Annotated in this window: 23 protein-coding genes; 5 read left to right on the top strand and 18 right to left on the bottom strand. The window is 72.4% G+C overall.

The window, feature by feature from the left end:
* Nucleotides 1-62 precede the first annotated feature (62 nt).
* The 3 genes from EUA06_RS01445 to EUA06_RS01435 form a co-directional block, all read right to left on the bottom strand.
* Nucleotides 63-704, bottom strand: coding sequence for a hypothetical protein (locus EUA06_RS01445; protein ID WP_129473225.1), 642 nt, complete (start codon nucleotides 702-704; stop codon nucleotides 63-65).
* Nucleotides 694-1,185 carry an RNA polymerase sigma factor gene (locus tag EUA06_RS01440; RefSeq protein WP_129473224.1) on the bottom strand — a complete coding sequence of 164 codons (492 nt, stop codon included), beginning with the start codon at nucleotides 1,183-1,185 and terminating at the stop codon, nucleotides 694-696. The genes EUA06_RS01445 and EUA06_RS01440 overlap by 11 nt, the downstream gene beginning before the upstream one ends.
* A gap of 110 nt (nucleotides 1,186-1,295) precedes the next feature.
* Entirely contained in the window at nucleotides 1,296-1,946 is a 651-nt protein-coding gene (locus EUA06_RS01435) for a GNAT family N-acetyltransferase (protein WP_129473223.1), read from the bottom strand.
* Between the two features lie 49 nt (nucleotides 1,947-1,995).
* Here EUA06_RS01435 and EUA06_RS01430 point away from each other — a divergent pair, with 49 nt between their 5' ends.
* The gene (locus tag EUA06_RS01430; protein ID WP_129473222.1) at nucleotides 1,996-2,952 is read left to right on the top strand and encodes a VanW family protein; all 957 of its coding nucleotides are present in this window, start codon (nucleotides 1,996-1,998) and stop codon (nucleotides 2,950-2,952) included.
* Here EUA06_RS01430 and EUA06_RS01425 read toward each other — a convergent pair.
* On the bottom strand, nucleotides 2,912-3,991 hold the full coding sequence (locus EUA06_RS01425) for an amidohydrolase family protein (protein ID WP_129473221.1): 1,080 nt from the start codon (nucleotides 3,989-3,991) through the stop codon (nucleotides 2,912-2,914). The two genes, EUA06_RS01430 and EUA06_RS01425, sit on opposite strands and share 41 nt — an antisense overlap.
* A gap of 201 nt (nucleotides 3,992-4,192) precedes the next feature.
* Here EUA06_RS01425 and EUA06_RS01420 point away from each other — a divergent pair, with 201 nt between their 5' ends.
* On the top strand, nucleotides 4,193-4,801 hold the full coding sequence (locus EUA06_RS01420) for an ABC transporter substrate-binding protein (protein ID WP_129473220.1): 609 nt from the start codon (nucleotides 4,193-4,195) through the stop codon (nucleotides 4,799-4,801).
* Between the two features lie 75 nt (nucleotides 4,802-4,876).
* Here the strand turns inward: EUA06_RS01420 and EUA06_RS01415 are convergent, their stop codons facing one another.
* From EUA06_RS01415 to EUA06_RS01390, 6 genes are all read right to left on the bottom strand, one after another.
* A complete protein-coding gene (locus EUA06_RS01415) occupies nucleotides 4,877-5,239 on the bottom strand; it encodes a hypothetical protein (RefSeq protein WP_129473219.1) in 363 nt (120 codons plus the stop codon).
* Between the two features lie 15 nt (nucleotides 5,240-5,254).
* Nucleotides 5,255-6,484 (bottom strand): aminopeptidase, encoded by a 1,230-nt coding sequence (locus EUA06_RS01410; protein ID WP_165354214.1) that lies wholly within the window; start codon nucleotides 6,482-6,484, stop codon nucleotides 5,255-5,257.
* Between the two features lie 174 nt (nucleotides 6,485-6,658).
* A complete protein-coding gene (ffh, locus tag EUA06_RS01405; protein ID WP_129473217.1) occupies nucleotides 6,659-8,227 on the bottom strand; it encodes a signal recognition particle protein in 1,569 nt (522 codons plus the stop codon).
* Between the two features lie 70 nt (nucleotides 8,228-8,297).
* On the bottom strand, nucleotides 8,298-10,520 hold the full coding sequence (locus EUA06_RS01400; RefSeq protein ID WP_129473216.1) for a [protein-PII] uridylyltransferase: 2,223 nt from the start codon (nucleotides 10,518-10,520) through the stop codon (nucleotides 8,298-8,300).
* Nucleotides 10,521-10,548: 28 nt separating this feature from the next.
* Nucleotides 10,549-10,887, bottom strand: coding sequence for a P-II family nitrogen regulator (locus EUA06_RS01395; protein WP_129425866.1), 339 nt, complete (start codon nucleotides 10,885-10,887; stop codon nucleotides 10,549-10,551).
* Nucleotides 10,884-12,188, bottom strand: a complete 1,305-nt coding sequence (locus EUA06_RS01390) for an ammonium transporter (protein ID WP_129473215.1) — start codon at nucleotides 12,186-12,188, stop codon at nucleotides 10,884-10,886. The genes EUA06_RS01395 and EUA06_RS01390 overlap by 4 nt, the downstream gene beginning before the upstream one ends.
* 240 nt (nucleotides 12,189-12,428) lie before the next feature.
* On the opposite strand from EUA06_RS01390, the gene EUA06_RS01385 reads away from it, so the two are divergent.
* Together EUA06_RS01385 and EUA06_RS01380 are read left to right on the top strand one after the other, a co-directional pair.
* Nucleotides 12,429-13,373 (top strand): rhamnan synthesis F family protein, encoded by a 945-nt coding sequence (locus tag EUA06_RS01385; protein WP_129473214.1) that lies wholly within the window; start codon nucleotides 12,429-12,431, stop codon nucleotides 13,371-13,373.
* Nucleotides 13,363-16,338 (top strand): glycosyltransferase family protein, encoded by a 2,976-nt coding sequence (locus EUA06_RS01380; RefSeq protein WP_129473213.1) that lies wholly within the window; start codon nucleotides 13,363-13,365, stop codon nucleotides 16,336-16,338. The genes EUA06_RS01385 and EUA06_RS01380 overlap by 11 nt, the downstream gene beginning before the upstream one ends.
* Before the next feature lie 180 nt (nucleotides 16,339-16,518).
* On the opposite strand, the gene ftsY is transcribed toward EUA06_RS01380, so the two are convergent.
* The 5 genes from ftsY to smc form a co-directional block, all read right to left on the bottom strand.
* On the bottom strand, nucleotides 16,519-17,655 hold the full coding sequence (gene ftsY, locus EUA06_RS01375; protein WP_129473212.1) for a signal recognition particle-docking protein FtsY: 1,137 nt from the start codon (nucleotides 17,653-17,655) through the stop codon (nucleotides 16,519-16,521).
* 13 nt (nucleotides 17,656-17,668) lie between these two features.
* A complete protein-coding gene (locus tag EUA06_RS01370; protein ID WP_165354213.1) occupies nucleotides 17,669-18,595 on the bottom strand; it encodes a class I SAM-dependent methyltransferase in 927 nt (308 codons plus the stop codon).
* A gap of 63 nt (nucleotides 18,596-18,658) precedes the next feature.
* On the bottom strand, nucleotides 18,659-18,835 hold the full coding sequence (locus EUA06_RS22265; RefSeq protein ID WP_165354212.1) for a hypothetical protein: 177 nt from the start codon (nucleotides 18,833-18,835) through the stop codon (nucleotides 18,659-18,661).
* 101 nt (nucleotides 18,836-18,936) lie between these two features.
* The gene (locus EUA06_RS01365; RefSeq protein ID WP_129473210.1) at nucleotides 18,937-19,386 is read right to left on the bottom strand and encodes an acyl-CoA thioesterase; all 450 of its coding nucleotides are present in this window, start codon (nucleotides 19,384-19,386) and stop codon (nucleotides 18,937-18,939) included.
* Nucleotides 19,383-22,937: a chromosome segregation protein SMC gene (smc, locus tag EUA06_RS01360; protein WP_129473209.1), complete on the bottom strand. Its 3,555-nt coding sequence runs from the start codon at nucleotides 22,935-22,937 to the stop codon at nucleotides 19,383-19,385. Before smc ends, EUA06_RS01365 begins: the two co-directional genes overlap by 4 nt.
* A gap of 124 nt (nucleotides 22,938-23,061) precedes the next feature.
* On the opposite strand from smc, the gene EUA06_RS01355 reads away from it, so the two are divergent.
* Nucleotides 23,062-23,694, top strand: coding sequence for a hypothetical protein (locus tag EUA06_RS01355; protein ID WP_129473208.1), 633 nt, complete (start codon nucleotides 23,062-23,064; stop codon nucleotides 23,692-23,694).
* Nucleotide 23,695: 1 nt separating this feature from the next.
* On the opposite strand, the gene EUA06_RS01350 is transcribed toward EUA06_RS01355, so the two are convergent.
* The 3 genes from EUA06_RS01350 to EUA06_RS01340 form a co-directional block, all read right to left on the bottom strand.
* Nucleotides 23,696-24,178, bottom strand: a complete 483-nt coding sequence (locus EUA06_RS01350; RefSeq protein WP_129473207.1) for a GNAT family N-acetyltransferase — start codon at nucleotides 24,176-24,178, stop codon at nucleotides 23,696-23,698.
* A complete protein-coding gene (locus EUA06_RS01345) occupies nucleotides 24,171-25,265 on the bottom strand; it encodes a pyridoxal-phosphate-dependent aminotransferase family protein (protein ID WP_129473206.1) in 1,095 nt (364 codons plus the stop codon). The genes EUA06_RS01350 and EUA06_RS01345 overlap by 8 nt, the downstream gene beginning before the upstream one ends.
* Nucleotides 25,266-25,382: 117 nt before the next feature.
* Nucleotides 25,383-25,868, bottom strand: a complete 486-nt coding sequence (locus tag EUA06_RS01340; protein ID WP_129473205.1) for a DUF1707 SHOCT-like domain-containing protein — start codon at nucleotides 25,866-25,868, stop codon at nucleotides 25,383-25,385.
* Between the last annotated feature and the right edge of the window lie 49 nt (nucleotides 25,869-25,917).

The raw sequence follows: 25,917 nt of genomic DNA, 5'->3' as shown, positions 1-25,917 counted from the left end.
CCGGGTCGGCCCTCACCACTAGACAGTCCCCGCTCCCTGTCCTGGTTGACACCAGCGAGCGATCAGTCGGCTCGCTGCCAGGTGCCCAGCCACACGGCACGGGTCATCGGGCCGCCCCGCGCGCCCATCCGGGTGATCTCGAGCCGCGAGTCCTCGATGCGCCACGTGAGTGTCAGATCGGAGCAAGCGGCGCACGTGAGGGACTCGACCACCAGCCGCCCTGCCTCGTCGTAGGTCACCTTTCCGATGTCACCGGTCTGCGCCACGGCGCCGCCGAAGTCGCCGGTCAGGGTGAAGCGGCCACCCTCCAGCCGAAGCTCCAGGGGAAGGCGCCCGTCGTCCCCGATGTCCCTCACGATGCGAGCACTCGGGACCCCGAGGTCCTGCGCCTGCTCGAGGGTGACCACCTTGCGCCAGGTGGAGTCCGGGATCGGGCCCGTCCCCGGGTCCTGCGTGACCGTCGGGAGAGGCGCCGAGGAGTCGGCGGGGGGCAGCGGCTCCGGGGCGGACCGTCCGGCACCGCCACCGACCAGGGTGAACCCCAGGACGACCGTGGCCGCCGCCGCTCCGACGCCGCCCACCGTCATCGCCGTGATCCGGCGCCGATGGCGCCGTCGCACGGCGACCAGCCGGGCCTCACCCGCGGGGACTACGACCGAGGCGTTGCGCCCGAGCCCCGCGCGCAGGCGCTCGTCAACGGACATCCTCGCCCACCTCCTCACCGAGCGACACGGCCAGCCGGTGGCGGGCGCGGTGCAGGTGCTGCTTGACCGTCGACTCCGACACCTCGAGCACCTCGGCTATCTCCCGCACAGGCAGGTCGTCCCAGTAGAAGAGCACCACGGCGGCGCGCTGCATCGGCGCCAGCTCCGCAACGGCTGACGCGACGTCCGGGTCGGGCAGGTGCTCGATCGGAGCGTGGTGCGCGAGCTGCTCCTTGCCCGGTCGGGCCGCGCGCCGCTGGATCTCACGCACGGCGACCCGGATCGCGACCCGCCGCGCCCACGCCTCGGGGCGGTCGTACGCCGAGACCGTCCTCCAGTGCCGCAGCATCCGGTAGAGCGCCTCCTGGGCGATGTCCTCGGCCAGGGTCTGGTCGTGGACCATCAGGTAGACCGTGCGGGTGAGGCGCGGGAAGCAGGCGCGGAAGTACCAGTCGTACTCCCGACCCTCCGGCGTTCCCATGCGTCCTCCGATCGCGCCACCGACTCCCTCACCCAGACACAGTCCCGGCGAACGTCCTCGGTTGACACGGCGCCTGAGATCTTCCTCGGGCCGGGTGGCCCGGGCAAGGCTCAGGCGAGCCCGATGAACGCGCGAACGGCACTCGCTCCCGTCACCTCGAGAGGGACCTCGCCGCGGACGAGCGTCTCGGGCGTGAGCACCAGCCCCTGGTTGAGCGCGAGCTCGCCCTCGCGCCGCTTGATCCGGTTGACCACCGTCGGTCGGTAGCCGACCTTGCGGGAGACGCCGAGCGAGGCGGGGTTGTCGAGGAACGCCGCGGAGGTGATCTCCTCGAAGCCGAGGTGGTCGAAGAGGAGCTCGCAGAACGCCTGCCTCATCGCCGTGCCGAGGCCGCGGCCCTGGAACTCGCGGCCGAGCCACGAGCCGGTCTCCCCGGTCCGGGTCACCGGGAAGTGCTTCGCGGCGACGCCCTGGCAGCCGATCACCTGCCCGTCGAGCAGCACCGCGAGGTCGAGGCAGAAGTCCTCTGGCGAGAACGTCGAGCGCTTGCCCCAGTGGTACGCCGCGGTGTTGCGGCCGAGCTCGCCGACCGGCGCCGTCGACCAGGGGAAGTAGAACGGCATCTCGTCAGGGTCGTGGATGCCGCGCTCGGCGACGTCGCACACCTCGAGGAGGAGCTCGTCGGTCAGGCCGCGCAGCTCCAGCGGGCCGGCGACGACGTGCAGGCCGAAGGGCGGGTACAGGTCGACGAGGGAGCTCATGCGTCCATCCTCAGTGGCCGCCACGACGCCCCACAAATCGGTTTCCGCGATGACGCAACGAATCGCCCGGCCGGCACGTCTCCTCGGTGTGACCACCACCCATCGGGCAGGCGAGCTGGAGCCCCTTGCGCTGCCGGCCCGCCTCACCGCTCCCCCGCGCCTGACCCAGCGGCACCCGTGGCTGCTGCCCGCGGCGATGGCGGTGCACCGCGCCCGACGGCGTACGCAGTGGGTGCGGGACGGCTGGTCCGGTCGCGTCGCGTGGGCACGGCGACGCGACGAGCGCGACCTCCCGGTGCGGCTCCAGCAGCACGGCTCGCTCCTGCTCCGCGAGCTCGACGCGGACCAGATGCACCTCCAGCACAGCAAGGTGACCAACCTCCGGCTGGCCGCCTCGCGCCTCGACGGCATCGTGATCGCGCCGGGCGAGACCTTCTCCTTCAACCGGGTGGTGGGCAACTGCACCCGGCGCAAGGGGTACGTCGACGGCATGAAGCTGTCGAACGGCTCGGCGGACGCCGGTGTCGGCGGCGGGATCTGCCAGCTGGCCAACCTCGTGCACTGGATGGTCCTCCACTCGCCGCTGACGGTGGTCGAGCGCTCGGAGCACTCGTTCGACCCGTTCCCGGACAAGGGCCGGGTGCTGCCGTGGGGTGTGGGCTGCTCGATCGTCTACAACTACGTCGACCTGGTCGTGCGCAACGACACCGAGCACCCGTTCCAGCTGCGCGCCTGGGTGGGCGAGCGCTACCTGCACGGCCAGCTGCGCACCGACGTGCGCCCCGCGCGGTCCTGGAAGGTCGAGGCGCGCCACGAGCAGTTCCTGCGCCGCGACGGGAAGGTCTACCGGCGCAACCAGATCTGGCGCCGCGTCATCGACCGGCGCACCGGCGAGCAGGTCGGCGAGGAGCTGGTGAAGTCCAACTGCGCGCTGGTGGTCTACGAGCCCGGGCCCGACGTCGAGGTCATCGACCTCGACCCACCACCGACCCGCGCAGCACGATGACCGTCGGCGCTCGCAGCACGGAGAGGTCCTCGACAGGGTTGCGGTCGTAGACGACGAAGTCCGCGGACGCGCCCTCGTCGAGCCCGTCGACGCCCAGCCACTCCCTGGCCCGCCAGCTCGCCGCGCCGAGCGCGTCGTGGGCGGGCATCCCGATCCGCACGAGTGCCTCGATCTCGCCGGCGATGTTGCCGTGGCGGCTGATGCCGCCGCCGTCGGAGCCGGCGTAGATCGGCACCCCGGCGTCGTACGCCGCCATGATCGTGGCCGGCATCCGGGCGTAGAGGTCGGCCATCGTCGCGGCGTAGTCGGGGAACCGCTCCCGTCCCGCGGCCGCGTGCTCGGGGAACTTGTCGAGCTGCATCACCGTGGGCACGAGCCGCGTGCCGTGGGCGACCATCGCGTCGACGAGGTCCTCGGTGAGGCCGGTGCCGTGCTCGATGCAGTCGATCCCGGCCTCGATCAGGCCGGGCAGCACGCCGTGGCCGAAGCAGTGGGCGGTCACCTTCGCGCCCTCGGCGTGGGCGGCCGCGATCGCGTCGGCGAAGGCCTCCGCGGGGAAGGACGGCGCGAGGTCGCCCTCCTCGCGCGAGATCCAGTCGCCGACGAGCTTGATCCAGCCGTCGCCGTTGCGCGCCTCCTGGGCGGCGTACGTCGCCAGGTCGGCGGGCTCCACCTCGTGGGCGTAGCCGCGGATGTAGCGCTTGGTGGCGGCGATGTGACGCCCGCACCGGACCAGGCGCGGCAGGTCGTCGCGGTCGTGGATCCAGCGGGTGTCGGCGGCGGACCCGGCGTCGCGGATCAGCAGCGCTCCCCCGTCGCGGTCGTCGATGGCCTGCTGCTCGGTCGCCTCGCGGTCGACGGCGCCGTCGTCGTCGAGCCCGAGGTGGCAGTGGGCGTCGACCAGGCCGGGGACGATCCAGCCCTCGGCGACGGTGTCCGCACCGGCCTGGGGCTCGTAGGTGATCCGGCCGTCGACGACGTAGAGGTCGCGGTTTTCACCCTCAGGGAGGACCGGTCCGCGAAATCGCTGGGCAGTCATGGCTCAGACCCTAGGGCGCCCCTCCGTGGGGGTGTGGGTGACCCGGTCCAGACCACTTACCTTCACACCGATGCCCGGGGCCCGAACGCCCTGACCTGGGGAGGGTTCGGCACCGGACTCCACGGCTACAGCCGTGGGGCCGACGGGCATCGACTTGGGAGGTAAGACATGAAGATCAGCACATCTCGCAGCACGAGTCGCATGTCCACGGCGCTCTCCACCGGCGTCCTCGCCCTCGTGATGGCCCTCGGCCTCACCTCCGTCGGCATCGGGGCCGCCTCCGCGTCGACCCCGGACCGCGCGTCCGCACGCTCGGTGGTCGGCAAGTCCGACGCCGGCAAGATCACCAGCACCGTCGTCGGCAAGGCGTCGAACGGCGGCAAGGTCACCGGAAGCTTCACCCCGACCCGCTTCGTCCAGCGCGACGGCGTGCTCTACGCCAAGGGCTTCCTCGAGGGCAAGATCACCAACCCCGACGGGTCCAGGACGAAGTTCTCCGGCATCAAGAAGATGCCCGTGAAGAAGATCAACGGCCAGTCCACCACCGACGCCCGCACCGCGAACCGCGCGGCCGCGTGCGACATCCTCAACCTGGTGCTCGGCCCGCTGGACCTCAACGTCCTGGGCCTGCAGGTCAGCCTGCAGCGCGTGGTGCTCGACATCGTCGCCGTCGCCGGTGCCGGTCAGCTCCTCGGCAACCTGCTCTGCGCCGTCGCCGGTCTGCTCGACGGTGGACCGCTCGCCGGTCTGCTCGGCCAGCTCAGCAACCTGCTCAACCAGATCCTGGGCCTGCTGAACCTGGGCGTCTGACACGTCCGACCGTCAGTGGCGCCGCCCTCGGGGGCGGCGCCACTGTCGTGTCCGGGCCCACGTGTCCGGGTCAGGTCAGACGCGGTCGAGCAGCCAGCTCGGGCTGAGCACCTGGGCGGGCGAGACGTTGGCCGCCAGCATCCGGTCCGCGGTCACCACCGTCACCACCGCCCCCGTGGCTGCCGCCCGCTGGGCCTGTGCGCGGATCTCGGCGTCGCCGTCGCGGGGGGCGTGCACCGTCGTGACGTGCCCGTCGCGCCCCGCGCGTACGCCGCCCTTGGCCTGCCCCTCGAGCACCAGCACGATCTCGTCGTACGCCGTGTCGGCGACGAGCAGCCGCTCGTGGAGGCGGCGCGCGGCGCCGGCACGGTCCTTCCACCACCCGTCGGGGACGGAGCCGACGACGTTGGCGCCGTCGACGACCAGGACCGTGCTCACCGGGCCCAGTCTGCCTCAGTCCGTGAGCACGAACTCGTTGCCTCGGGTCACCGCGACCACCGAGCCGTCGGCGTGGATCCCGTCGATCTGCACCTCGGGGCTGCCGATCACGATGTCGACATGGGTGTCGGACTGGTTGAGGCCCTCACCGATCCGCTGCTCGGGCGTGAGGTCGAGCGATCCGTCCATGCCGACGGTGTAGCCCATCCCCCAGGCGACGTGGGAGCCGACGTTCTCGTCGAAGAGCATGTCCTTGTAGACGAGGTTGGTGCGGGCGACGGCCGAGTCGGCGTCGACGATCGCCACCTCGCCGAGGTGCCGGGAGCGTGGGATCAGGTCGAACTGGGCCTGCACCGCCTCCTCGCCGCGTTCGGCCCTGGCACCGGTGATCGTGCCGTCGCTGATCTCGATCTCGAGGCCCTCGACGAGCGCGCCCATCGTGCTGAGGAAGAACGGGGCGGACGTGCGCACGAAGCCCTCGGCACGGCGCCAGTCCGGGGAGACGAAGACCTCCTCGGTGGGCATGTTGGGGACGAACTCGACGCCTGCGTCGTTCTCCACCGAGCCGCCGACCCACCGCGAGCGGTCGGACAGCCCGAGGGTGAGGTCGGTCCCGGGGCCGCGGTAGCGGATCTTGTCGAAGCCGTGGGCGTTGAGGATCGCCGCTCGCGCCTTGAGCTTCTCCACGTGCGAGCGCCAGGCGGCGATCGGGTCGGCCTGGTCGAGGCGCATCGCGACGGCGACCGCGTCCCACAGCTGGGCGACGTCGGCGACGCCGACGCTGTCGGCCCAGCCCTTGGTCGGGGCGCCGACGACCGTCCAGGCGACCTTGTTGGTGGTCACGATCGGCGCGACCTGCTGGATCACGTCGATCGGCACGGACTTCGCGAGCCGGTCCGGGTCGAGGCCCTCCATGAGCGTCGGGTGCGGGTTGCCGGAGAGGCTGATGAGGGCCGGACGACTGTCGGCCCAGCCGCGGACCTGGGCGAGCGTGTGCTCCGCGGTCTTCCCGAGCATCTCCTCGGGGGCGTGCTCGACGGCCGCCTTCTGCAGGAAGGGGTCGTCGTAGTTCACGATCACCCGCGACGCCCCGACGCGGTAGGCCTCGGCGGCGACGGCCCGCGCGGCGTCCGCCTGCTCGGGCACCGCGCTGATGACGACCTCCTGCCCGGGCTGGACGTTGACGCCCACCCGCACCACGAGGGCGGCGTACTTCTCCAGCAGCAGGTCGTACGGCTCGCTCAACAGGTCTCCCTCATCGACGTGGTTGCACACTCAACCAGCAAGGAGTTCCTGACGGGCGGGTTGATACCAGATATTTCGACGCGCTCGTACGGCTTCGTGCCTCAGCCGCGTCGCTTGCTCAATCTGGCCGCCCCCACGCCCGTCACTCGCTGCGCTCGTGACCGACTGGGCGTCTCACTTCAGGAACTTCGAGAAGTCCTTCGGCAGGTTGAGCTGCTCGGCGGCCTTCTCGTAGTCGACCTCGGCGCCGTCGGGATTGCCGAAGGGGTTGCCGGCCTTCTCCGCCGCGGCGGCCTTCTGCGCCGCGGCCTGCTGGGCGGCCTTGGCGGGGTTGCCCGAGCCACGCTTGCCCTTGCCCTTCTTGGCCTGCTGCTTGGCACCGGCCCGCTTGCCTCCGGCTGCCGGGAGGCCCGGCATCCCGGGCATGCCCGGCATCCCGCCGCCCTTGGCCATCGACTCCATCATCTTGCGCGCCTCGAAGAAGCGGTCGACGAGCTGGTTGACGTCGGAGACCTGGCGGCCGGAGCCCTTGGCGATGCGGGCGCGGCGCGAGCCGTCGATGATCTTCGGGTTGTCCCGCTCGGCCGGCGTCATCGACTGGATGATCGCCTGGATGCGGTCGATCTCGCGCTCGTCGAAGTTCTCGAGCTGGTCGCGGAACTGACCCATGCCGGGGAGCATCCCCATGATCTTGGTCATCGAGCCGAGCTTGCGGAGCTGCATCATCTGCTGGAGGAAGTCCTCCAGCGTGAAGCCGCCCTTCGTGGCCAGCTTCTCGGCGGTCTTCATCGACTGCTCGGAGTCGAACGCCTTCTCGGCCTGCTCGATCAGGGTGAGCATGTCGCCCATGTCGAGGATGCGCGAGGCCATCCGGTCGGGGTGGAACAGGTCGAAGTCGGTCATCTTCTCGCCGCTGGAGGCGAACATGACCGGCTTGCCGGTGATCGAGCGGATCGACAGGGCCGCACCACCGCGGGCGTCGCCGTCGAGCTTGGTGAGCACCACGCCGTCGTAGCCGACGCCGTCGAGGAAGGCCTGCGCGGTGACGACCGCGTCCTGGCCGATCATCGCGTCGACGACGAAGAGCACCTCGTCGGGCTGCACGGCGTCGCGGATGTCCGCGGCCTGCTGCATGAGGGTCTCGTCGACACCGAGGCGACCGGCGGTGTCGATGATGACGACGTCGTAGAGCTTGCGCTTCGCCTCCTCGATCGAGGCGCGGGCGACGTCGACGGGGTTGCCGGTGCCATTGCCCGGCTCGGGGGCGAATACGGGCACGCCGACGCGCTCACCGTTGACCTGGAGCTGCTGGACCGCGTTGGGGCGCTGGAGGTCGGCCGCGACGAGGACCGGGGTCTTGTCCTGCTCCTTGAGCCAGTGCGCGAGCTTGGCGGCCAGGGTCGTCTTGCCGGCGCCCTGGAGGCCGGCGAGCATGATGACGGTCGGGCCGGTCTTCGCATAGCGCAGCCGGCGGGTCTCGCCGCCCAGGATCGTCACGAGCTCCTCGTGGACGATCTTGATGATCTGCTGCGCCGGGTTGAGCGCCCCGCTGACCTCCTCGGAGCGGGCCCGCTCCTTCACCGCGCCGACGAACTCCTTGACGACGGGGAGCGCGACGTCGGCCTCGAGCAGCGCGATGCGGATCTCGCGCGCGGTGGCGTCGATGTCGGCCTCGGAGAGCCGGCCCTTGCCCCGCAGGTTCTTGAAGGTGTCGGCAAGGCGGTCGGAGAGTGTGGCGAACACGGTGTGGGTCAGTCCCTCGCATCGGTGGGTGTTACGACGGCCAAGACTAACGGCCGGACCTGCGTCTCACTCAGCCGCCGAGCGCGGTGCGTACGGCGTGGGCTGCCGCCGCGGCGCGCTCCTCCGTCGGCCGGACGCCGCCGTCCTCCTGGACGTAGAACACGTCGACCGCCTGCGGGCCGAGCGTCGAGACGTGCGCCGAGGCCACGGTCAGGCCCAGCCCGGCGAGCGTGGTGAGCACGCGGTGCACCACGCCCGGGCGGTCGGAGGTCCGGATCTCCAGCACGAGCGAGGCGCGGGAGGCGTCGGCGCGCACCTCGACGATCGGCGGGAGCTCGCCCTCCGGTCGCTCCGGCAGGTCGGGCAGCCGCTGGCTGCCCTCGACGACCCGGCGGATCCGGTCACGGACCTTCGTCGCGTCGAGGTAGGCGTCGGGCACCTCCCACGCGCTGACGCCCCACTCCCCCTCGGCGTCGACCTGTGCCCACGCCCGCGCCGCGTGGACGGGCACCCGCAGGGCCGCGAGCCCGCCGGCGACGTCGGCGAGCAGCCCGACCCGGTCGGCGGCGACGACCGTGACCGTCGCGCCGACCGCGTGGGGCTCGACCGAGACCGAGACCGCGCCCGGGTCACGTCGTACGACGTCGGGCACGGGGACCACCTCCACCGGGGGGACCGGGCTCGCCTCCGCGCCGAGGACGGTGTCGGCCCGCAGCACCAGCCGGTCGACGAGCGAGGCGCGCCACGTCGTCCAGGCCTGCGGCGAGGTCGCGCGGGCATCGGCCTCGGTGAGCGCACGGAGCAGGTCGAGGCTGGCGGCGTCGGGCACGTGGGTGAGCAGCTCGGTGGTCGTCGCCGGGTCGTCGGGGTCGCGCGTGGTGGCGAGGTCGGCGAGCAGCAGGTGCCAGCGGACGAGGGAGGCCACGACCTCGGCGTCGAGGTCGGTGAAGCCCATCCGCGAGACGATCTTCCGCGCCACCGGCTCGCCGGCGACGGAGTGGTCGTGCAGTGAGCCCTTGCCGATGTCGTGCAGCAGCGCGGCCACGAGGAGCAGGTCGGGGCGCCGGACCGTGCGGATGAGCGAGCCCGCCTCGGCGCAGGTCTCGACGACGTGGCGGTCGACGGTGAAGCGATGGATCGCCGAGGCGTGCGGCAGCAGGCGGATGTTCTCCCACTCGGGCAGGAACGTCGCGATCCCCTCGATCTCGTCGAGGGTCTCCCAGACGGGCAGCAGTCCGGGACCGCTCGCGAGCAGGCGCACGAGGGCGTCTCGGGCGCCGGCGGGCCACGGCACCGGCAGCGGGGCGCCCTCGCGGACGAGGCGGGCGGCGGTGGTCGGCGCGAGCACTGCGTCGCGGGACGCGGCCTCCGCGGCGGCCCGCAGGAGCAGGGTCGGGTCGTCGCCCGGCTTGGTCCCCGCGTCGAGCACGACCTCGCCCCGGGAGAGCGCGATGCCGGGCGCGATGCGCTCGAGGGCCGGCGTACGGCGTCCCTTCTCGCCGCGTGCCGACGTGGTCACCGCGTCCGTACGCCGCCACGCCAGGCGCGACAGGTGCGTGATCCGGCGACCGAGGGAGCGCACGTGGCGCTGGGCGGCCTCGGCGTCGGGGAGGTCGAGGCGCTCGGCCAGCGGGACCCACATCTCGGGCGCGATCCGGTCGCTCGGCCGGCCGGCGAGGTCCTGCACCTCGTCGCGGACGTCGAGCAGCATCAGCCGCGCGGCCTCGAGGGCCGGGGTGGAGGCGTCGACGAGCCAGCTCGCCTCGATCGCCTTGAGCACCCCCGCGTCGCGCAGGCCGCCCTCGGCCTCCTTCACGTCGGGCACCGAGGCGTGCGCGAGCTCGCCGGTGACGTCGTGGCGCTTGCGGGTCAGTGCCTTGAGCTCGGGCAGCCGCGTGCGCGCCTGCCGCCGCCAGTCGGCGAGCATCGTGGTGCGCAGCCGGAGCGTGAGGCCCGGGTCGCCCGCGAGGTGGCGTACGTCGAGGAGCCCCAGCGCGACCCGCAGGTCGGCCGCGGCGTCCACGACCTCGCCCATCGAGCGCACCGAGTGGTCGAGCCGGCGCCCGGAGTCCCACAGGGGGTACCAGAGGGCACTACCGAGCTCGCCGAGGTCGACGTCGTCCTCGTGGACGAGCACCACGTCGAGGTCGGAGTGGGGTGCGAGCTCGCCGCGCCCGTAGCCGCCGACCGCGACCAGGGCCACCCCGGCGACGGGCCCTGCGGAGGCGGCGTACGCCTCGCGGCAGAGCTCGTCGGCCGAGGTGGCCCTGGTCTGGCGCTGTGCTGCGGTCATGCCGGCGGCCCCGAGAGGGTCGTTGCCATCAGAGCGCGGACGCGTCCTGCTCGCCGGTCCGGACCCGAACGACGGTGTCGACCGGGCTGACCCAGACCTTGCCGTCACCGATGCGACCCGTCTGGGCGGTCTTGACGATGATCCCGACGACGTCCTCGGAGTCGGCGTCGTCGACCACGATCTCGATGCGGATCTTCGGCACCAGCGCGATGTCGTACTCCGCACCGCGGTAGACCTCGGTGTGGCCCTTCTGGCGGCCGTAGCCGCTCACCTCGGAGACCGTCATGCCGGCGACACCGAAGGTCTCGAGCGCCTCGCGGACGTCCTCCCACTTGTGCGGCTTGATGACCGCGGTCACGAGCTTCATGCCTGTGCTCCTTCGCTGACGGACTTGGTGGTGGACGGGGCGGCCGTGGCGGCAGCCAGGACGCTGCCACCGGCACCGCTGGTGCCACTGTGCAGGTCGTAGGCCGACTCGCCGTGGGCGGCGAGGTCGATGCCGTTGACCTCGTCCTCCTCGTCGAGGCGCAGGCCCATCGTGTACTTGATGGCGAGCGCGATGATGGCGGTGATGATGCCGGAGTAGAGGACCGCGACGACCACGCCGAGGGCCTGGTCGCCCAGCGGGCCGAAGCCACCGCCGTAGATCAGGCCGTCGATGCCGCCGGCACCCTCCGCGGTGGAGAACACGCCGATGAGCACGGTGCCGATGATGCCACCGACGAGGTGCACGCCGACCACGTCGAGCGAGTCGTCGTAGCCGAGCTTGTACTTCAGGCCGACCGCCCAGGCGCAGACCGCACCGGCGATCGCACCGATGGCCACGGCGCCGGAGAGGTTCACCGCGCCGGTCGCCGGGGTGATCGCCACGAGGCCCGCGACGATGCCGGAGGCGGCGCCGAGCGAGGTCGCCTTCTTGTGGATCAGGCGCTCGACGGCGAGCCAGCCGAGGATGGCGGCCATGGTCGCCAGCGTGGTGGTGGCGAAGGTGCGGCCGGTCTCGGACATGAAGCGGGCGTCGAAGGCCGCGCCCTCCTCGCCGGCGAAGACGATCGAGCCGACGTTGAAGCCGTACCAACCCATCCAGAGCAGACCGGCACCGAGCATGGTGAGCGTGAGGTTGTGCGGGCGCATCTGCTCGCGGGGCCAGCCGATGCGCTTGCCGAGGAGCACGACGAGGACGAGCGCCGCGATTCCGGCGTTGATGTGCACGGCGGTGCCGCCGGCGTAGTCCTGCGCGCCGATGCGGCCGCAGATGAGCGAGTCCTCGGTGCAGCTGAAGACCATGTGCGCCATCGGGAAGTAGACGAACAGCGCCCAGAGCGGGACGAAGACCACCCAGGCGGAGAACTTCAGCCGGTCGGCGACCGCACCGCTGATCAGCGCTGCGGTGATGATCGCGAAGGTCATCTGGAACATGACGCCGATGTAGGCGTCGGTGGTGACGCCGTCGAGCCAGAGCAGCTCGAAGGGGTTGGCGAAGAGCGTGCCGTCGCCGCCGAAGCCCATCGACCAGCCGACGGCGACGTAGAGGATGCCGACGATGGCAGCCGCGACGTAGGACATCATCATCATGTTGAGCACGGACTTCGACCGGGACATGCCGCCGTAGAACAGGGCCAGGGCGGGCACCGTCATCATCAGGACGAAGGCGGTCGCGATCAGCATGAACGCGTAGTAGCCGTCCACAGAACCTCCAGGGTTCGAGCTTGGTTGACAAGGTGGGGGTGCGGGGCGCCGGAGGCATGACGACGGTGGCATGACGGGGCCCGCTCGATGACCCGAAGCCTGCGACGGGGACGTTTCACCGGCGCGCGACGGATGTTGCGGGCAGGCAACGGATTCCGGCGTTGTGTTACGGCCACGTGAACTGCGCTCGGCAGCGTGCCTCCTTGTTAGTGTTCCGTCGTGTCCAGACTGGCCGTGATGGCGCACTTCGACGTGGCCGGGGAGCTGCGTCCGCACGTGCGCGGGCAGGTCGAGGCGCTGGCCGCCTCGGTCGACACGCTCCTGGTCTGCACGACGGCGACGCTGCAGGACTCGGCCCGCGCCTGGTTGTCCGAGCGCGCGGTCCTCGTCGAGCGCGCCAACTACGGCTACGACTTCTTCAGCTACAAGGTCGGCCTCGACGCCGCTGGGGACCTGACGGCGTACGACGAGGTGGTGGTCTGCAACGACACCTACGTCTTCGCGCTCGACTCCTACGACCCGGTGTTCGAGGAGATGGCCACGCGGCCGTGCGACTTCTGGGGGCTCACCGGCGCCGAGCGCGTGGCGCCCCACATCCAGTCCTTCTTCATCGCCTTCCGCCCGTGGGTGGTCGGCTCGCGCGCCTTCACGACCTTCTGGGAGGAGATGGAGCCGATCTCCAAGCGCCGCCAGGTCATCCGGCGCTACGAGGTCGGCATGTCGCGCCGGCTCTACGAGGCGGGCTTCACGTCCGACACCTACTTCGTCGAGACGCCCGAGGACCAGCGGATCGCCCGCGAGCGGATGCGCTGGTGGGCCGCGCACCGCTCCCACTTCCCGCGCACGCGCGCCGAGGTGCGCGAGTGGCGCGAGCGCGCCAACGAGCCCTGGAACCCTGCCCGCAGCCTGGCCGACCGCGTGCTCGACAACGCGCGCCTGCCCTACGTCAAGATCGACACCCTCCGCTACGACCCCTACAACCTCGACGCCAAGCGCCTGCTCGAGCTGTGCGAGCGGCGCTTCCCGCAGCGCTTCGACGGCGTCCGCGAGTTCCTCGACGAGACCGCCCAGTACTACCCGCTGCGCGACACCGAGCGCCTGCTCCCCACACCGCTCGCCCTCGAGCCGCTCTTCCCCCGCGTGAGGTACTCCGATGCGCGGTGAGCGTCGCCGGCCGAGCCAGGTGCGGCTCGACGACGCCGAGACCGTCCTGGTCGAGTCCGGGCTGATCGACGCCGGCTACGTCGGTGCGCAGCTCGGCACGACGTTCGACTCGGTGCAGGAGGCGGCGCGCGCGGCCGTGGCGGCCGGCGACGTCTCGCCGCACCCGCTCTTCGAGGCGCAGTGGATCGGGCGCCGACGGTCGTGGCAGCGCCTCGGCCAGCACCCCGTCCTCTGGTACGTCTCGGAGCGGCGCCGTCGCAACAGGATCGCGCCCCACCCGCTCGTCGACCCGCGGATCATCTTCGCGACCCATCCCGAGGCCCGCCACCACCCCTACGGCGCGCTGTCCTACTGGCTGTCGGTGTCCGCCCCCGGCACCGTGCTGCCGACGCGGATCCTGCCCAGGAAGGTCTCCTGGGGGACCTACCGCGCGGCGGCGATCGACGCGGCCGCCGCGTGGCGGCGCGAGGTCGTGCTGGACCGGCCCCCGCTCGTCGGCCCGACCCCGGCGCTCCCGGCCACTCTTGGCACCTCCCCCGCCGTGACCGTCGTGATGGCGACGCAGGACGCCGGCCCGCTGGTGCGGGAGACGGTCGCGTCGCTGCAGGCACAGACCTTCACCGACTGGCACCTCGTGGCGGTCGACCGCGGCTCGCTCGACGACACCGCCGCCGTGCTCCAGGGCATCGCCGCCTTCGACGACCGCATCACCGTGGTGCGCGAGTCCCGCTGCTCCCACGCCCGCGCCCTCAACGTCGCGCTCGAGCACGGCACCGCCGAGCACGTCGCCTTCCTCCCGCTCGGTCGCCACTGGCTGCCCGACATGCTGGGCTCGCTGGTCGCCCACGCCCACCGCTCCGACGCCGCGGCGGTGCTCGCCGGGGCCGGCGCCGTGGCACGCGACCGGGCCGAGCTGCTCGGCGGTCGACCGGTCGACCTCGCGACCGCCCTGCTGCGCCGGGCCGCCATCAAGGACGTCGGCGGCTTCGACGAGGGGCTCGGCGGGTCGGTCGAGCGCGACATGGTGCTGCGGCTCTCGCGCGACCACGACCCGCTGCCCGTCGACGTACCCGTCCTCAAGCGGCCGGACCCCGGCCCGCCCGACCTCGGCGACGACTGGGACTCCGTCGTCCTCGAGCGTCAGCTCGTCGACTGGACCACCTCCGCGCGCGAGACGTCCGACACCCTGGTCACCCACGTGATGCCGGTGGGACCCGAGCCACGCCGCACCGTCGAGTGGCTGAGCTCGGTGCCCCGGGAGGGCGTCGAGCTCATCCTGGTCGGCGTACGACTCCGCCGGGCGCACCACGTGCTCGCGGCCTCCGTCGCCGCGATCATCTCCGGCGCGCGGTTCGTCTCGGTGCCGACGCCGGTGTCGATGTCTGCGGCCACCAACATCGGCATCTCGCAGGCGACGGGCAGCACCCTCGTGCTGGTGCGCCCCGAGGCGATGCCGCCGCGCCAGCCGATCGCGGCCCGCCTCGCCGAGGTCGTGCGCGAGCCCGGCGTGGCGGTCGCGCAGCCGCTGGTCGTGGACCTCGACGGCGTGGTCCTCAGCGCCGGCGCCCGCTTCACCGCGGTCAACCCCCACCCCGAGCTCTTCCTCGCGGGGCTGCCGACGAGCGACGCCGTACGCATCGGGCGCAGCGCCGTCGCCGCCCCCGCCGCTCCCCTGGTCGCGCTGCGCACGGAGGACGCCGTCGCGCTGCGCGGGCTCGACGCCCGCTTCCGGTCGGCGCTGGCCGAGACCGACCTCGGCCTGCGCGCGCGGCAGGCCGGGCTGGGCGGGTCGGTCGTCGTGCCCGAGGCCGTGATCACCTCGCGCACCCCCTACGCCACGCCCGACGAGCTCATCGGCGCGATGTCGTCGCTGACCCGGAGCCCCGCCGCACCGGGGCCGGACGAGGCGCCCGAGCTGCTGCGCCGCGCCGGTCTCGAGGTCACCGACGAGCGCAGCCGTCGCCTCACGGCGGACCCGGAGGACCCGGACGCCGCGTCGGCGCTGGTGCCCGAGCTGGTGCTGCGGCCGATCGAGGGGATCCATGAGTCGCCGCCCCGTCTCCGGTGGGCCATCGACATCGCCGCACCTGCCGCGCAGCGCGGCGACCGGTGGGGCGACACCTACTTCGCCCGCTCGCTCGCGGACGCGCTCGAGACCCGCGGCCAGCACGTCGCCATCGACCGGCGCGACGCTCGCGAGCGCGACTCACGCGACCACGACGACGTGCTCCTCGTGCTGCGCGGGCTCGATCGCGTGGCACCGCGGCCGGGCCTGCTCAACGTCGAGTGGATCATCAGCCACCCCGACATGATCTCGCCGGAGGAGGTCGCCGGCTTCGACCACGTGTACGCCGCCAGCACGAGCTGGGCGGAGCGGATGACCCGCGAGTGGGGCACCACCATCGAGCCGCTGCTCCAGTGCACCGACACGCGGTGGTTCCACCCCGACCGGGCCGAGCCCGACACCGGGCCGGCGCTGCTGTTCGTCGGCAACTCCCGCGGTGTCTACCGCTACGCGGTCCGCAGCGCGCTCGCCATCGGCGCCGACCTCACCCTCCACGGCAACGACTGGACCGAGTTCGTCGAGCGCGAGCAGATCGCCTCCGGCGGCGTCGACAACCGCGAGGTCGGCGTGCTCTACGCCTCGGCCGGGATCGTCCTCAACGACCACCACCTCGACATGCGCCGCGACAGCTTCGCCTCCAACCGCCTCTTCGACGCCGCCGCCTGCGGTGCGCGCATCCTCAGCGACCGGATCGACGGGCTGGAGATCTTCGGCGGCCTCGTGCTCCCCTTCGACAACGAGCACGAGCTCGCCCGCCTGGTCCAGCCGCCCTATGAGGCGTTCCCCGACGACGCCGCGCGCCGCGTCATCGCCGAGCAGGTGATGGCCGAGCACAGCTTCGACAAGCGGGCCGAGACCCTCGTCGACGACGCCGTACGCCGCATCCTCGCCCGCTCCTGAGCCGCGCCGAGCTGACGCTTGTGCACGCCAGCGGGGTGCCGAGCTGACGCTTGTGCACACCAGCGGGGTGCCGAGCTGACGCTTGTGCACGCTCGCCTGCGTACACAAGCGTCAGGTCGGCGGGTCCGCCGTGCGCACAAGCGTCAGCTCGGCGGGTCCTTCAGGTGCAGAAGCGACAGGTCAGCCGAGGAGGGCGTCGACGAAGGCGGCCGCGTCGAAGGGGGCCATGTCGTCGGGGCCCTCGCCGAGACCGACGAGCTTGACCGGTACGCCGAGCTCGCGCTGCACCTGCACGACGATCCCGCCCTTGGCGGACCCGTCGAGCTTGGTGAGGACGATGCCGGTGACGTCGACGATCTCGCTGAAGACGCGGGCCTGGATGAGGCCGTTCTGGCCGGTGGTGGCGTCGAGGACGAGGAGCACCTCGGTCACCGGGGCCTGCTTCTCCACGACGCGCTTGATCTTGCCGAGCTCGTCCATCAGGCCGGCCTTGTTCTGCAGGCGGCCGGCGGTGTCGATGAGGACCGTGTCGATGCCGTCCTCCGTGCCGCGCTTGACCGCCTCGAACGCCACGCTCGCGGGGTCGCCGCCCTCGGGCCCGCGGACGACCTCGACACCGACGCGCTCGCCCCACGTGGCCAGCTGGTCGACAGCGGCGGCCCGGAAGGTGTCGGCCGCGCCGAGCGTGACCGACAGGTCCTCGGCGACGAGGATCCGGGCGATCTTGCCGACCGTGGTGGTCTTGCCGGCCCCGTTGACGCCGACCACGAGCACCACGCCGGGCTTGCCGTCGGTGCCGGTGACCTGCACGCGGCGGTCCATGTCGGTGCCGACGAGCTCGATGAGCTCCTCACGGAGCACTGCCCGCGCGTCGGGCGCCTGCCCTCCCTCGACCCGCAGCCGGGTGCGCAGCTTCTCGACGAGGGCCTGGGTCGGCGCCACGCCGACGTCGGCGGTGATGAGGGTGTCCTCGATCGCCTCCCAGGTGTCCTCGTCGAGCTTCTCGCGGCTCAGCAGTGCGAGCAGGCCCTGGCCGAGACCGCCCTGGGAGCGCGAGAGCCGCTGGCGCAGCCGCACCAGCCGCGACGCCGTACCCTCCGGCTTCTCGACCGTCGTGGCAGCCGGAGCGGTCTCGACGGCCGGCTCCGGTGGCGCCTCGACAGCGGTGTCCGCGTCGGTGGGCGGCGGGGCGATGACGTCCGTGCCGCCCGCAGCAGGCAGGTCCCCCTTGCGGCGGCGGCCGGAGGTCAGCAGCCCCGCGAGCGTGAGGACGCCGACGACGGCGATGCCGATGATCAGATAGAGCCAGTCACCCATGTGGGCAATCCCATCACAGGTGCGCGGCGCGCCGGAGGCGGGTGACCACCTCGGCGCTGCGGCGCGGCCCCACGGCCCCCAGCCGCGCCAGCAGCGCGTCGCGCTGGGCGGCCAGCCGGTCGCCGCGGGCGCGTGCCCGCTCGACCTTCGCGCGCGTCACCGCGAGGTCGGCCAGCACGGCGTCGAAGGCAGCCGTGAGGCCCGATGCGGGGCCGCCCGCGAGCATCGGGGCGGCCACCTCCTTGCCGGGACGGGCGACCCAGACCATCTCGTGGGGCATCAGGTGGAACCACTCGACGGCGGCCTCGCCGACCAGCGCCGGCGGGGTGACCCGCACGGACGACAGGCCGGCCGCGGAGAGGCGCACGTCGAAGTCGTCGCCGTACCACCGCACGTGGTCGACCTGGCCGAACCTGCGCAACCGCTCCTCGGGCGGCGCCGCCGGGTCCTCCTCTGTCAGTACGCCCATCCGGATCGGCACCTGTAGGAGCGCGATGCCCCGCGGGCTCAACACCCGCGCGATCTCGTGCATCGCAGCGGCGTCGTCGGCGACGTGCTCGAGCACGTGGTAGCAGACGAGCAGGTCGACCGAGGCGTCCCGCAGCGGCAGCCGCGTCAGGCACGCGAGGGCATCGACCTCGCGACCGTCGTAGCCGAAGTCGAGCCCGATGCGGCGACGCGCGCCGAGCTGGTCGATGAGCGCCGTGGACTGCCGCGACGGACCGATCTCCACCACGGTGTCGAGGTCGCGCAGCTCCGGGGCCAGGACGCCGAGCAGCAGCGAGAGGAACCGGTGGCGCTCCAGGCTGCCGCAGCGGGGACACTTCACGTGCGGGCGGCCGTCCGGGCCACGCCGGAACTCCCGTGACACGGTGGTGCCACAGGCTGCGCAGTAGGCCCTCGAGACGTCCTTCGAGACAAGCTGGCGTGACTCGGTCACGCTTGGCACGCTAGTGCGTCGCGGGCCTTCGCGGGAGTGCCACGCCGTGCGGACGCCGAGGCGTCAGACGCGCGACTCGGAGTCCTCGAGCGTCGGGAGGGCGTCGACACCCTTGCGCATCGCGTCGCCGAGCTGCGGCACCATGGGGATGTCCTCACCGCGGTGCGGGTAGGCGACGTAGACCGCCACGGCTCCGGCGACGAGCACGCCGAGGGTCATCATGAGGACGATCGCGAGCATGGAGTGAACCTCTCCGGGGGGGGTCGTGCTGACCCGTCCACCGTCGCACAGCAACGGTCCCCCGGCTGCATCGAGGGACGTCCTCGGCGCGTCGGGGTGAGCTAGTCGACAGGACGCTGCAGTCGTACGACGGCCGCGCGGACGACGTCGGGGATCGGGGTGACCGGACGGGCGCCCGCGCCGTGGGTGTTGTCGACGTAGACGTGGACGAACCGCCCCTCGGCCGCTGCCTCCTCCGAGGGCCCCTGGAACAGGCCGATCCGGTAGACGATCGAGCTCGTGCCGACCTTGTCGACGACGAGGCCCATCTCGATCGGCTCGGGGAAGCCGATCTCGCGGAAGTAGCGGCACCCCGTCTCGGCGACGACGCCGATCTCCGGCAGCGCCCGCACGTCGACGCCGGTCGCCTCGTAGAGGTAGGCATTGACCGCGGTGTCGAACAGCTCGTAGTAGGTCGCGTTGTTGAGGTGGCCGTAGGCGTCGTCGTCGCGCCAGCGAGTGGTGGCGGTGCGCCAGGCGACGTAGTCGTCCCGGGTGGGGCGATCGCTCATGCCGACTCGGCGTCCCGCAACCGCTGGCTGATCACGGCCGAGACGCCGTCGCCGCGCATGGTGACGCCGTAGAGCGCGTCGCCGACCTCCATCGTGCGCTTCTGGTGGGTGATCACCAGGAGCTGGGAGTTCTCGCGGAGCTCCTCGTAGATCTGGAGCAGGCGGCCGAGGTTGGTGTCGTCGAGCGCCGCCTCGACCTCGTCGAGGATGTAGAACGGCGACGGACGTGCCTTGAAGAGCGACACCAGGAAGGCGACGGCCACCAGCGAGCGCTCACCACCGGACAGCAGCGAGAGCCGCTTGACCTTCTTGCCCGCCGGGCGCGCCTCGACCTCGATGCCCGTGTTGAGCATGTCGTCGGGGTTGGTCAGGACGAGCCGGCCCTCGCCACCGGGGAACAGCCGGGTGAAGGTCTGGTCGAAGGCCTTCTCGACGTCGGCGTAGGCCTCGGTGAAGACCTGCTCGACGCGGGCGTCGACCTCGCGGACGATGTCGAGGAGGTCCTTGCGGGTGCGGCGCAGGTCCTCGAGCTGCTCGGTGAGGAACTTGTGCCGCTCCTCCATCGCCGAGAACTCCTCCAGCGCGAGCGGGTTGACCCGCCCGAGCATCGACAGGGCGCGCTCGGCGGTGCGGAGCCGCTTGACCTGTTCCTCGCGGACGTACGCCGTCGGCTCGGGCACGTCCTCGCCGTCGGGCACCTCGCCGCTGAACGGGACGAGGGTCTCCGGACCGTAGTCGCCGACGAGGCCGTCGGGGTCGAGGCCGAGCTCCTCGAGCGCACGCTCCTCGAGCTGTTCGATGCGCATCTTCTGCTGCGTGCGGGCCATCTCGTCGCGGTGCACCGAGCTGACCAGCTCGTCGTGCTCGCGGCCGAGGTCGCGCAGCGAGGTGCGCACGGCCATCAGCTGCTGCTCGCTCCCCTGCCGCGACTCCTCGACCGCCGCGCGCTCGTCGGCGGCCAGCATCACGGAGCGCTCGAGCTCGTGGAGGACGACCCGGACGGCGACCGACACGGCCTGGGCGGCGCGGCCCTCGCGGATCAGCCGCTCGCGGCGCTCGGCGGCCCGGGCCCGCGACTCGCGCTCGGCCTGGGCTGCGCGGAGCAGGGAGTCGGCGCGGCCGTGGAGCGCGCGAGCACGCTCCTCGGCGGTGCGCAGCGCGAGGCGGGCGTCCATCTCGTGCTGGCGTGCCTCGCGGGCCTGCTCGGCGAGCTTCTCGCGCTCGGAGGTGTCGGGTTCCTCGTCGGTGACGTCCTCGGCAGCCGCGAGGCGGGCCTGGAGCTCGGCCAGGCCGGCGAGGTCGGCCTCGCGGGCCTCGCGGGCGGTGGTGATCGCCCGCTCGAGCCGGTCGGCCTCGCCCTTCGCGGCGCGGGCCTGGGAGCCGTACTGACCGAGCTCCTCGGCGACCGCGGCCAGCGTGGCGTCGGACTCGTGGAGCTTTGCAAGGGCGACGTCGACGCGCTTGAGGGCGTCGTGGCGGGCCGCCTCGAGCCGGGAGATCTCGAAGCCGAGCCGCTCGGTCGTGGCGGTGGCCTCGGCGAGCCGGGTGGTGGCCTCGTCGACCGCCGCCTGGATCTCGATGAGGCTGGGCTGGCTGCTGGAGCCACCCGCCGCGAAGTGCGAGCCGAGCAGGTCGCCCTCGCGCGTCACCGCGACGACGTCGGGCAGGTCGGCGACCAGGCGACGGGCGGCGGGCAGGTCGTCGACGACCGCGACCTGGTGCAGCAGCCGCGCCAGCGCAGGGCGTACGTCGTCGGGCGCGGACACCACGTCGACGGCGTACGTCACCCCGTCGGGCAGTTGCGGCCAGTCGCGCTCGGCGGCCGGTGCGCCGCCGAGCAGCAGGCCCGCGCGACCGAGGTCGTCGTCCTTGAGGTGGGTGATCGCCCGGACCGCGGCTGCTGCGTCGGCGACCACCACGGCGTCGGCGGCCGAGCCGAGCGCGGCGGCGACCGCGGTCTCGTAGCCGTGGTCGACGTCGAGCAGCGCTGCGACGGAGCCGAGGAGCCCGTCGACCGTGTCGGTCGCGGCGAGCAGGGCGCCGGCGCCGTCCTTGCGGTTGAGGCCGATCTCGAGGGCGTCGCGGCGGGCGACCAGACCGGCCCGCTCGCGGTCGGACCGCTGGGCCTCGTCGCGAGCCTGGGCGAGCTCTTCCTCGACCTCGTCGAGGGCGCCCACCGCCTCCTCGTGCTCCGAGTCCAGGCCCTCCTCACCGGCGTCGAGGCCGGCGACCCTGGTCTCGAGCGCGGTGAAGTCGCGCTGGGCGCGCTCGGCGCGGGTGGCCGCCTCCTCGCGGGCGTCGGTGAGGCGCTGGATCTCGGCGTCGGCCGCCTCGGAGCGTGAGGTCAGCGCGTTGACCTGGCCGGTGAGCCGGGCGAGGCCCTCTCGACGGTCGGCGGCCGCACGCTGGAGGCCGGCGATGCGCTTCTCCTCCTGGGCCGCGGCCTCCTCGGCGGCACGCTTGGCGACGACGGCAGCATCGAGCGAGGTGCGCTGCTGCTCGACCTGGGCCGCAATCTCGGCCTCCTGCTCGCGCACGCGCGTCGCCTGCGCCTCGAGCTCGTCGGGGTCGCGGCCCGAGTCGACCGAGTCGCCGTCGGCCGCACCTGCGGCGTTGCGGATCCGCTCGTCGGCCAGGGACGCGGTGCCGCGCAGGCGCTCCTTGAGCCCCGACAGCGCGAACCAGGTCTCCTGCGCCGCCGCGAGCCGGGGCAGGTCGTCGCGCAGCGCGGCCTCGAGCCTGGCCTCCTGCTCGCGGCCGGCGGTGACGGCGGCCTCGACCTCCTGGCGGCGCTCCAGCAGGACGGTCTCGTCGGCGAGCTCCGACGCGAGGGCGGTGCGGGCGGTGACGAGGTCGTCGGCGAGCAGCCGGGCGCGGGCGTCGCGCACGTCGGCCTGCACGGTCTGGGCCTGGCGGGCCACCTCGGCCTGCCGCCCGAGCGGCTTGAGCTGGCGGCGGATCTCGGAGAGCAGGTCAGCGAGTCGGGTCAGGTTGCCGTCGGTGGCGTCGAGCTTGCGGAGCGCCTTCTCCTTGCGCTTGCGGTGCTTGAGGACGCCCGCGGCCTCCTCGATGAAGCCGCGGCGGTCCTCCGGCGTCGCGTGCAGGATCGAGTCGAGCTGGCCCTGCCCGACGATCACGTGCATCTCGCGGCCGATGCCGGAGTCGCTCAGGAGCTCCTGGACGTCGAGCAGCCGGCAGCTGCTGCCGTTGATCGCGTACTCCGAACCGCCGTTGCGGAACATCGTGCGACTGATCGTGACCTCGGCGTAGTCGATCGGGAGCGCGCCGTCGGAGTTGTCGATGGTCAGCTGCACCTCGGCGCGACCGAGCGGCGGACGGCCGGACGTGCCGGCGAAGATGACGTCCTCCATCTTGCCGCCGCGCAGGCTCTTCGCGCCCTGCTCGCCCATCACCCAGGCGAGCGCGTCGACGACGTTGGACTTGCCCGACCCGTTGGGGCCGACGATGCAGGTGATGCCCGGCTCGAGCTGCAGGGTCGTCGATGACGCGAAGGACTTGAACCCCTTGAGGGTCAGGCTCTTCAGGTACAACGCGGGCTCCTCGCCGGTCAGGAATGATCACTGAAAACTGGGGAAGCTCAGCGGCGCCCACCCTACGACACCGACGCCGGGGGGAGGCGTTGCGCGTGGGCGTGCCACGCCGCCATGCTGGAGCATGCGCCGGACCCTCTCGTCGACCATCTCGATGCTGGTAGCTCTCGGAGCCCTCCTCGCCCCATCGCCCGGGGCGGCGGCCGCGACCGCGCCGGTGACGCGGGATCACCTGCTCACGCTGTCCGACTACGAAGCGGTCTACCCGGACATGCGCGACCCGCTGCGCATCGTGATGCGCTCACCTGTCTTCGCACCGCGCGGCTGCGAGGACCGGGGCCAGGCCGTGCGCGGCACCAGCCGGGTCTTCGGAAGCGTCTCCCCCGGCGTCCGCCGGCGCTCGGTGTCGCTGATCGACCAGACCCTGGTCCGTTTCCGCACCGTGGCCGATGCTCGCGCCCTGGTCCAGCGCTACCGGCACTTCAGCAAGCGCTGCGTCGGCAACATCGCCACCGACGACGGCGAGGGCGGCGACGTCACTCTGAAGAATCGCGCCTGGCTGCCGCCGCGCGTGGGTGACGAGTCCGCGGGGATGCTGATCTGCTGGTTGCAGGACGGCCTCGCCGACTGGCGACGCGTGCTCGTCGTACGCGTCGGACGGACCGTGTCGGTGCTCGACGTCAGCTACACCGACATCCGTCCACCGCGGTCGCAGGTCCTCGAGCTCGGCGAGGTCGCAGTCGCCCGACTGGGCTGACCTAGAGCTCGAGCCGCATCTGCTGCGCCGTGACGGTGTAGCCCGACGTCTCGTAGAGCCGGATCGCGGTGGGGTTGTCGCCGAAGACGTTGAGGGTCATCGACGTGGCCCCGAGGTCGCGCGCGGCGTCGTGCAGGGCCTCCAGCAGCGTCCGCCCGAGCCCCTGGCCCCGGCGGTCACCGTCCAGGCGGATGTCGTAGATCCAGGCCGACGTCCCGGACGCCCGCTGGCGCAGCTCGAACCAGCCGATGCCCGCCGGCTCGTCACCCACGACCGCGGTGAACAGGTGCATGCCGGGGCTCGCCAGGCCGTCGGGGAGCAAGGACGCGAACTCGCCCGCGGACTGCGCGAGGGCGGCGTCCGGGTCGAGGTCGCGCGAGACGGCGATCTCGGCGGCGTAGCCGCGTTCGGAGGACTCGCGCCAGACGACGTGCTCCTCCTGCGACATCGCTCGCAGGACCAGCCCGGAGGTGCGGTCAGTCACGGCCGAGCACGTCCTGCAGCGCCGCGAGCACCATGAGGACCGCGTCGGGACGCGCGTTGCGTCCCATCAGACCGATCCGCCAGACCGTCGAGGCGTACGCCCCGGCGCCGGCGCCGATCTCGATGCCGTACCGCTCCAGCAGCTCGCGCCGCACGGCCGCCGAGTCGACGCCCTCGGGCACCTTGACCGTGGTCAGCTCGGGGAGCCGGCTGCCCTCGGCGGCGAAGAGCTCGAGGCCCATGGCCTCGAGGCCCTCCTGCAGCGCGTCGCCAGCGGCTTGGTGGCGCGCCCACACGGCATCGAGGCCCTCGTCCAGGATCCGGGTGAGCCCGGCGTGGAGGCTGGCGACCATAGCGGTGGGCGCGGTGTGGTGGTAGGTCCGCTGACCGCCCTTGCTGGCAGCCTCGCCGACGTAGCCGCCGAGCATGCCGAGGTCGAGGTACCACGACTGCGGCTTCTCGACGCGGCGCTCGAAGGCACGGTCGTTGATCGTGAACGGCGCGAGGCCGGGCGCGACGCCGAGGCACTTCTGGGTGCCGGCGTAGCCCACGTCGACGCCCCAGTCGTCGGCGCGCAGCTCGATGCCGGCGATGGAGGTGACCGCGTCGGTGACCAGGAGGGCGTCCCCCTTGCCCGCCCCGAGCGCGGCGATGTCGGACCGGACTCCGGTCGAGGTCTCCGCGTGGACCGCCGCGATGATCGCCGGCGCGTCGTGGGCGGCGAGGACGCGCTCGACATCGACCGGCTGACCCCACTCGTGCTCGACCGCGACGACCTCGGCGCCGCAGCGGGCAGCGACGTCGGTCATCCGCTGGCCGAAGAGCCCGTTGACCGCCACGACCACGACGTCGCCGGGGTGCACGGTGTTGACGAACGCCGCCTCCATGCCGGCCGAGCCCGTCGCACTGAGCGGGAGGGTGCGCGAGTTGTCGGTGCCCCAGACCGTGCGGAGCATGTCGCAGGTCTCGTCCATGATCCGGAGGAACTCCGGGTCGAGGTGGCCGAGCAACGGCTCGGCCAGGGCGCGGGTCGCCTCCGGGTAGGGGTTGGAGGGACCGGGACCGAAGAGGTGGCGCTCGCGGATCATGCGACCGAACCTAGCCAACTGCTGATCAGTGTCGAGCCGCCCCGTGACGTCATACGGATGGGGCAACCGTCTGTCCCGTCCGTATGACGTCCCGCAACTCGCCGGTGGCGGGGACGCTCAGCTGCGCGGGTAGAGGCGCCGGTAGACCAGGTAGAGGATGGGCCCGATGACGACGACCGGGAGCAGCCCCGTGGGCCCCTGCGAGGAGAGCCCCGTGAGGAGGGACGGTGCCATGAAGAAGCACACGATCCAGAACACCATCCGCGGGTTCACGCCGCTCCTGGCCGGCGCGGCCGGCGGGGCGTAACCGAAGGAAGCCGGCAGCACGGGCGGAGCGGCTGCCATCGGGACGGTCAGACCCCGCAACGCCGCGTCGAGGTCGCCATGGGTCCGCGCGGCCAGTGCCTGCGTGGTGCGCTCGTCGAGCTCGGTGGACGTGATCCGCCCCTCGCTGAACGCGGATGCCAGACGCCTGCAGACCTCGTCGCGGTCGGAGTCGGAGGCGAAGAGCGAGTCCTGGGCGGCCTCTGCCTCGTTCTGCGATCGCAGCCAGTGGCGGTAGGCCTCGTCGCCCGCGCCGGGCTCGCCATGCGGCATGGTCATGGGCCCAAGGCTAAGCCCGGTCCCCGCCCCTGCGTGGGGACTTCGCCGA

The sequence above is a fragment of the Nocardioides glacieisoli genome (assembly GCF_004137245.1).
In the GTDB taxonomy this organism is placed as follows: Bacteria; Actinomycetota; Actinomycetes; order Propionibacteriales; family Nocardioidaceae; genus Nocardioides; species Nocardioides glacieisoli.
This window is presented reverse-complemented; position numbering and strand designations above follow the sequence as displayed.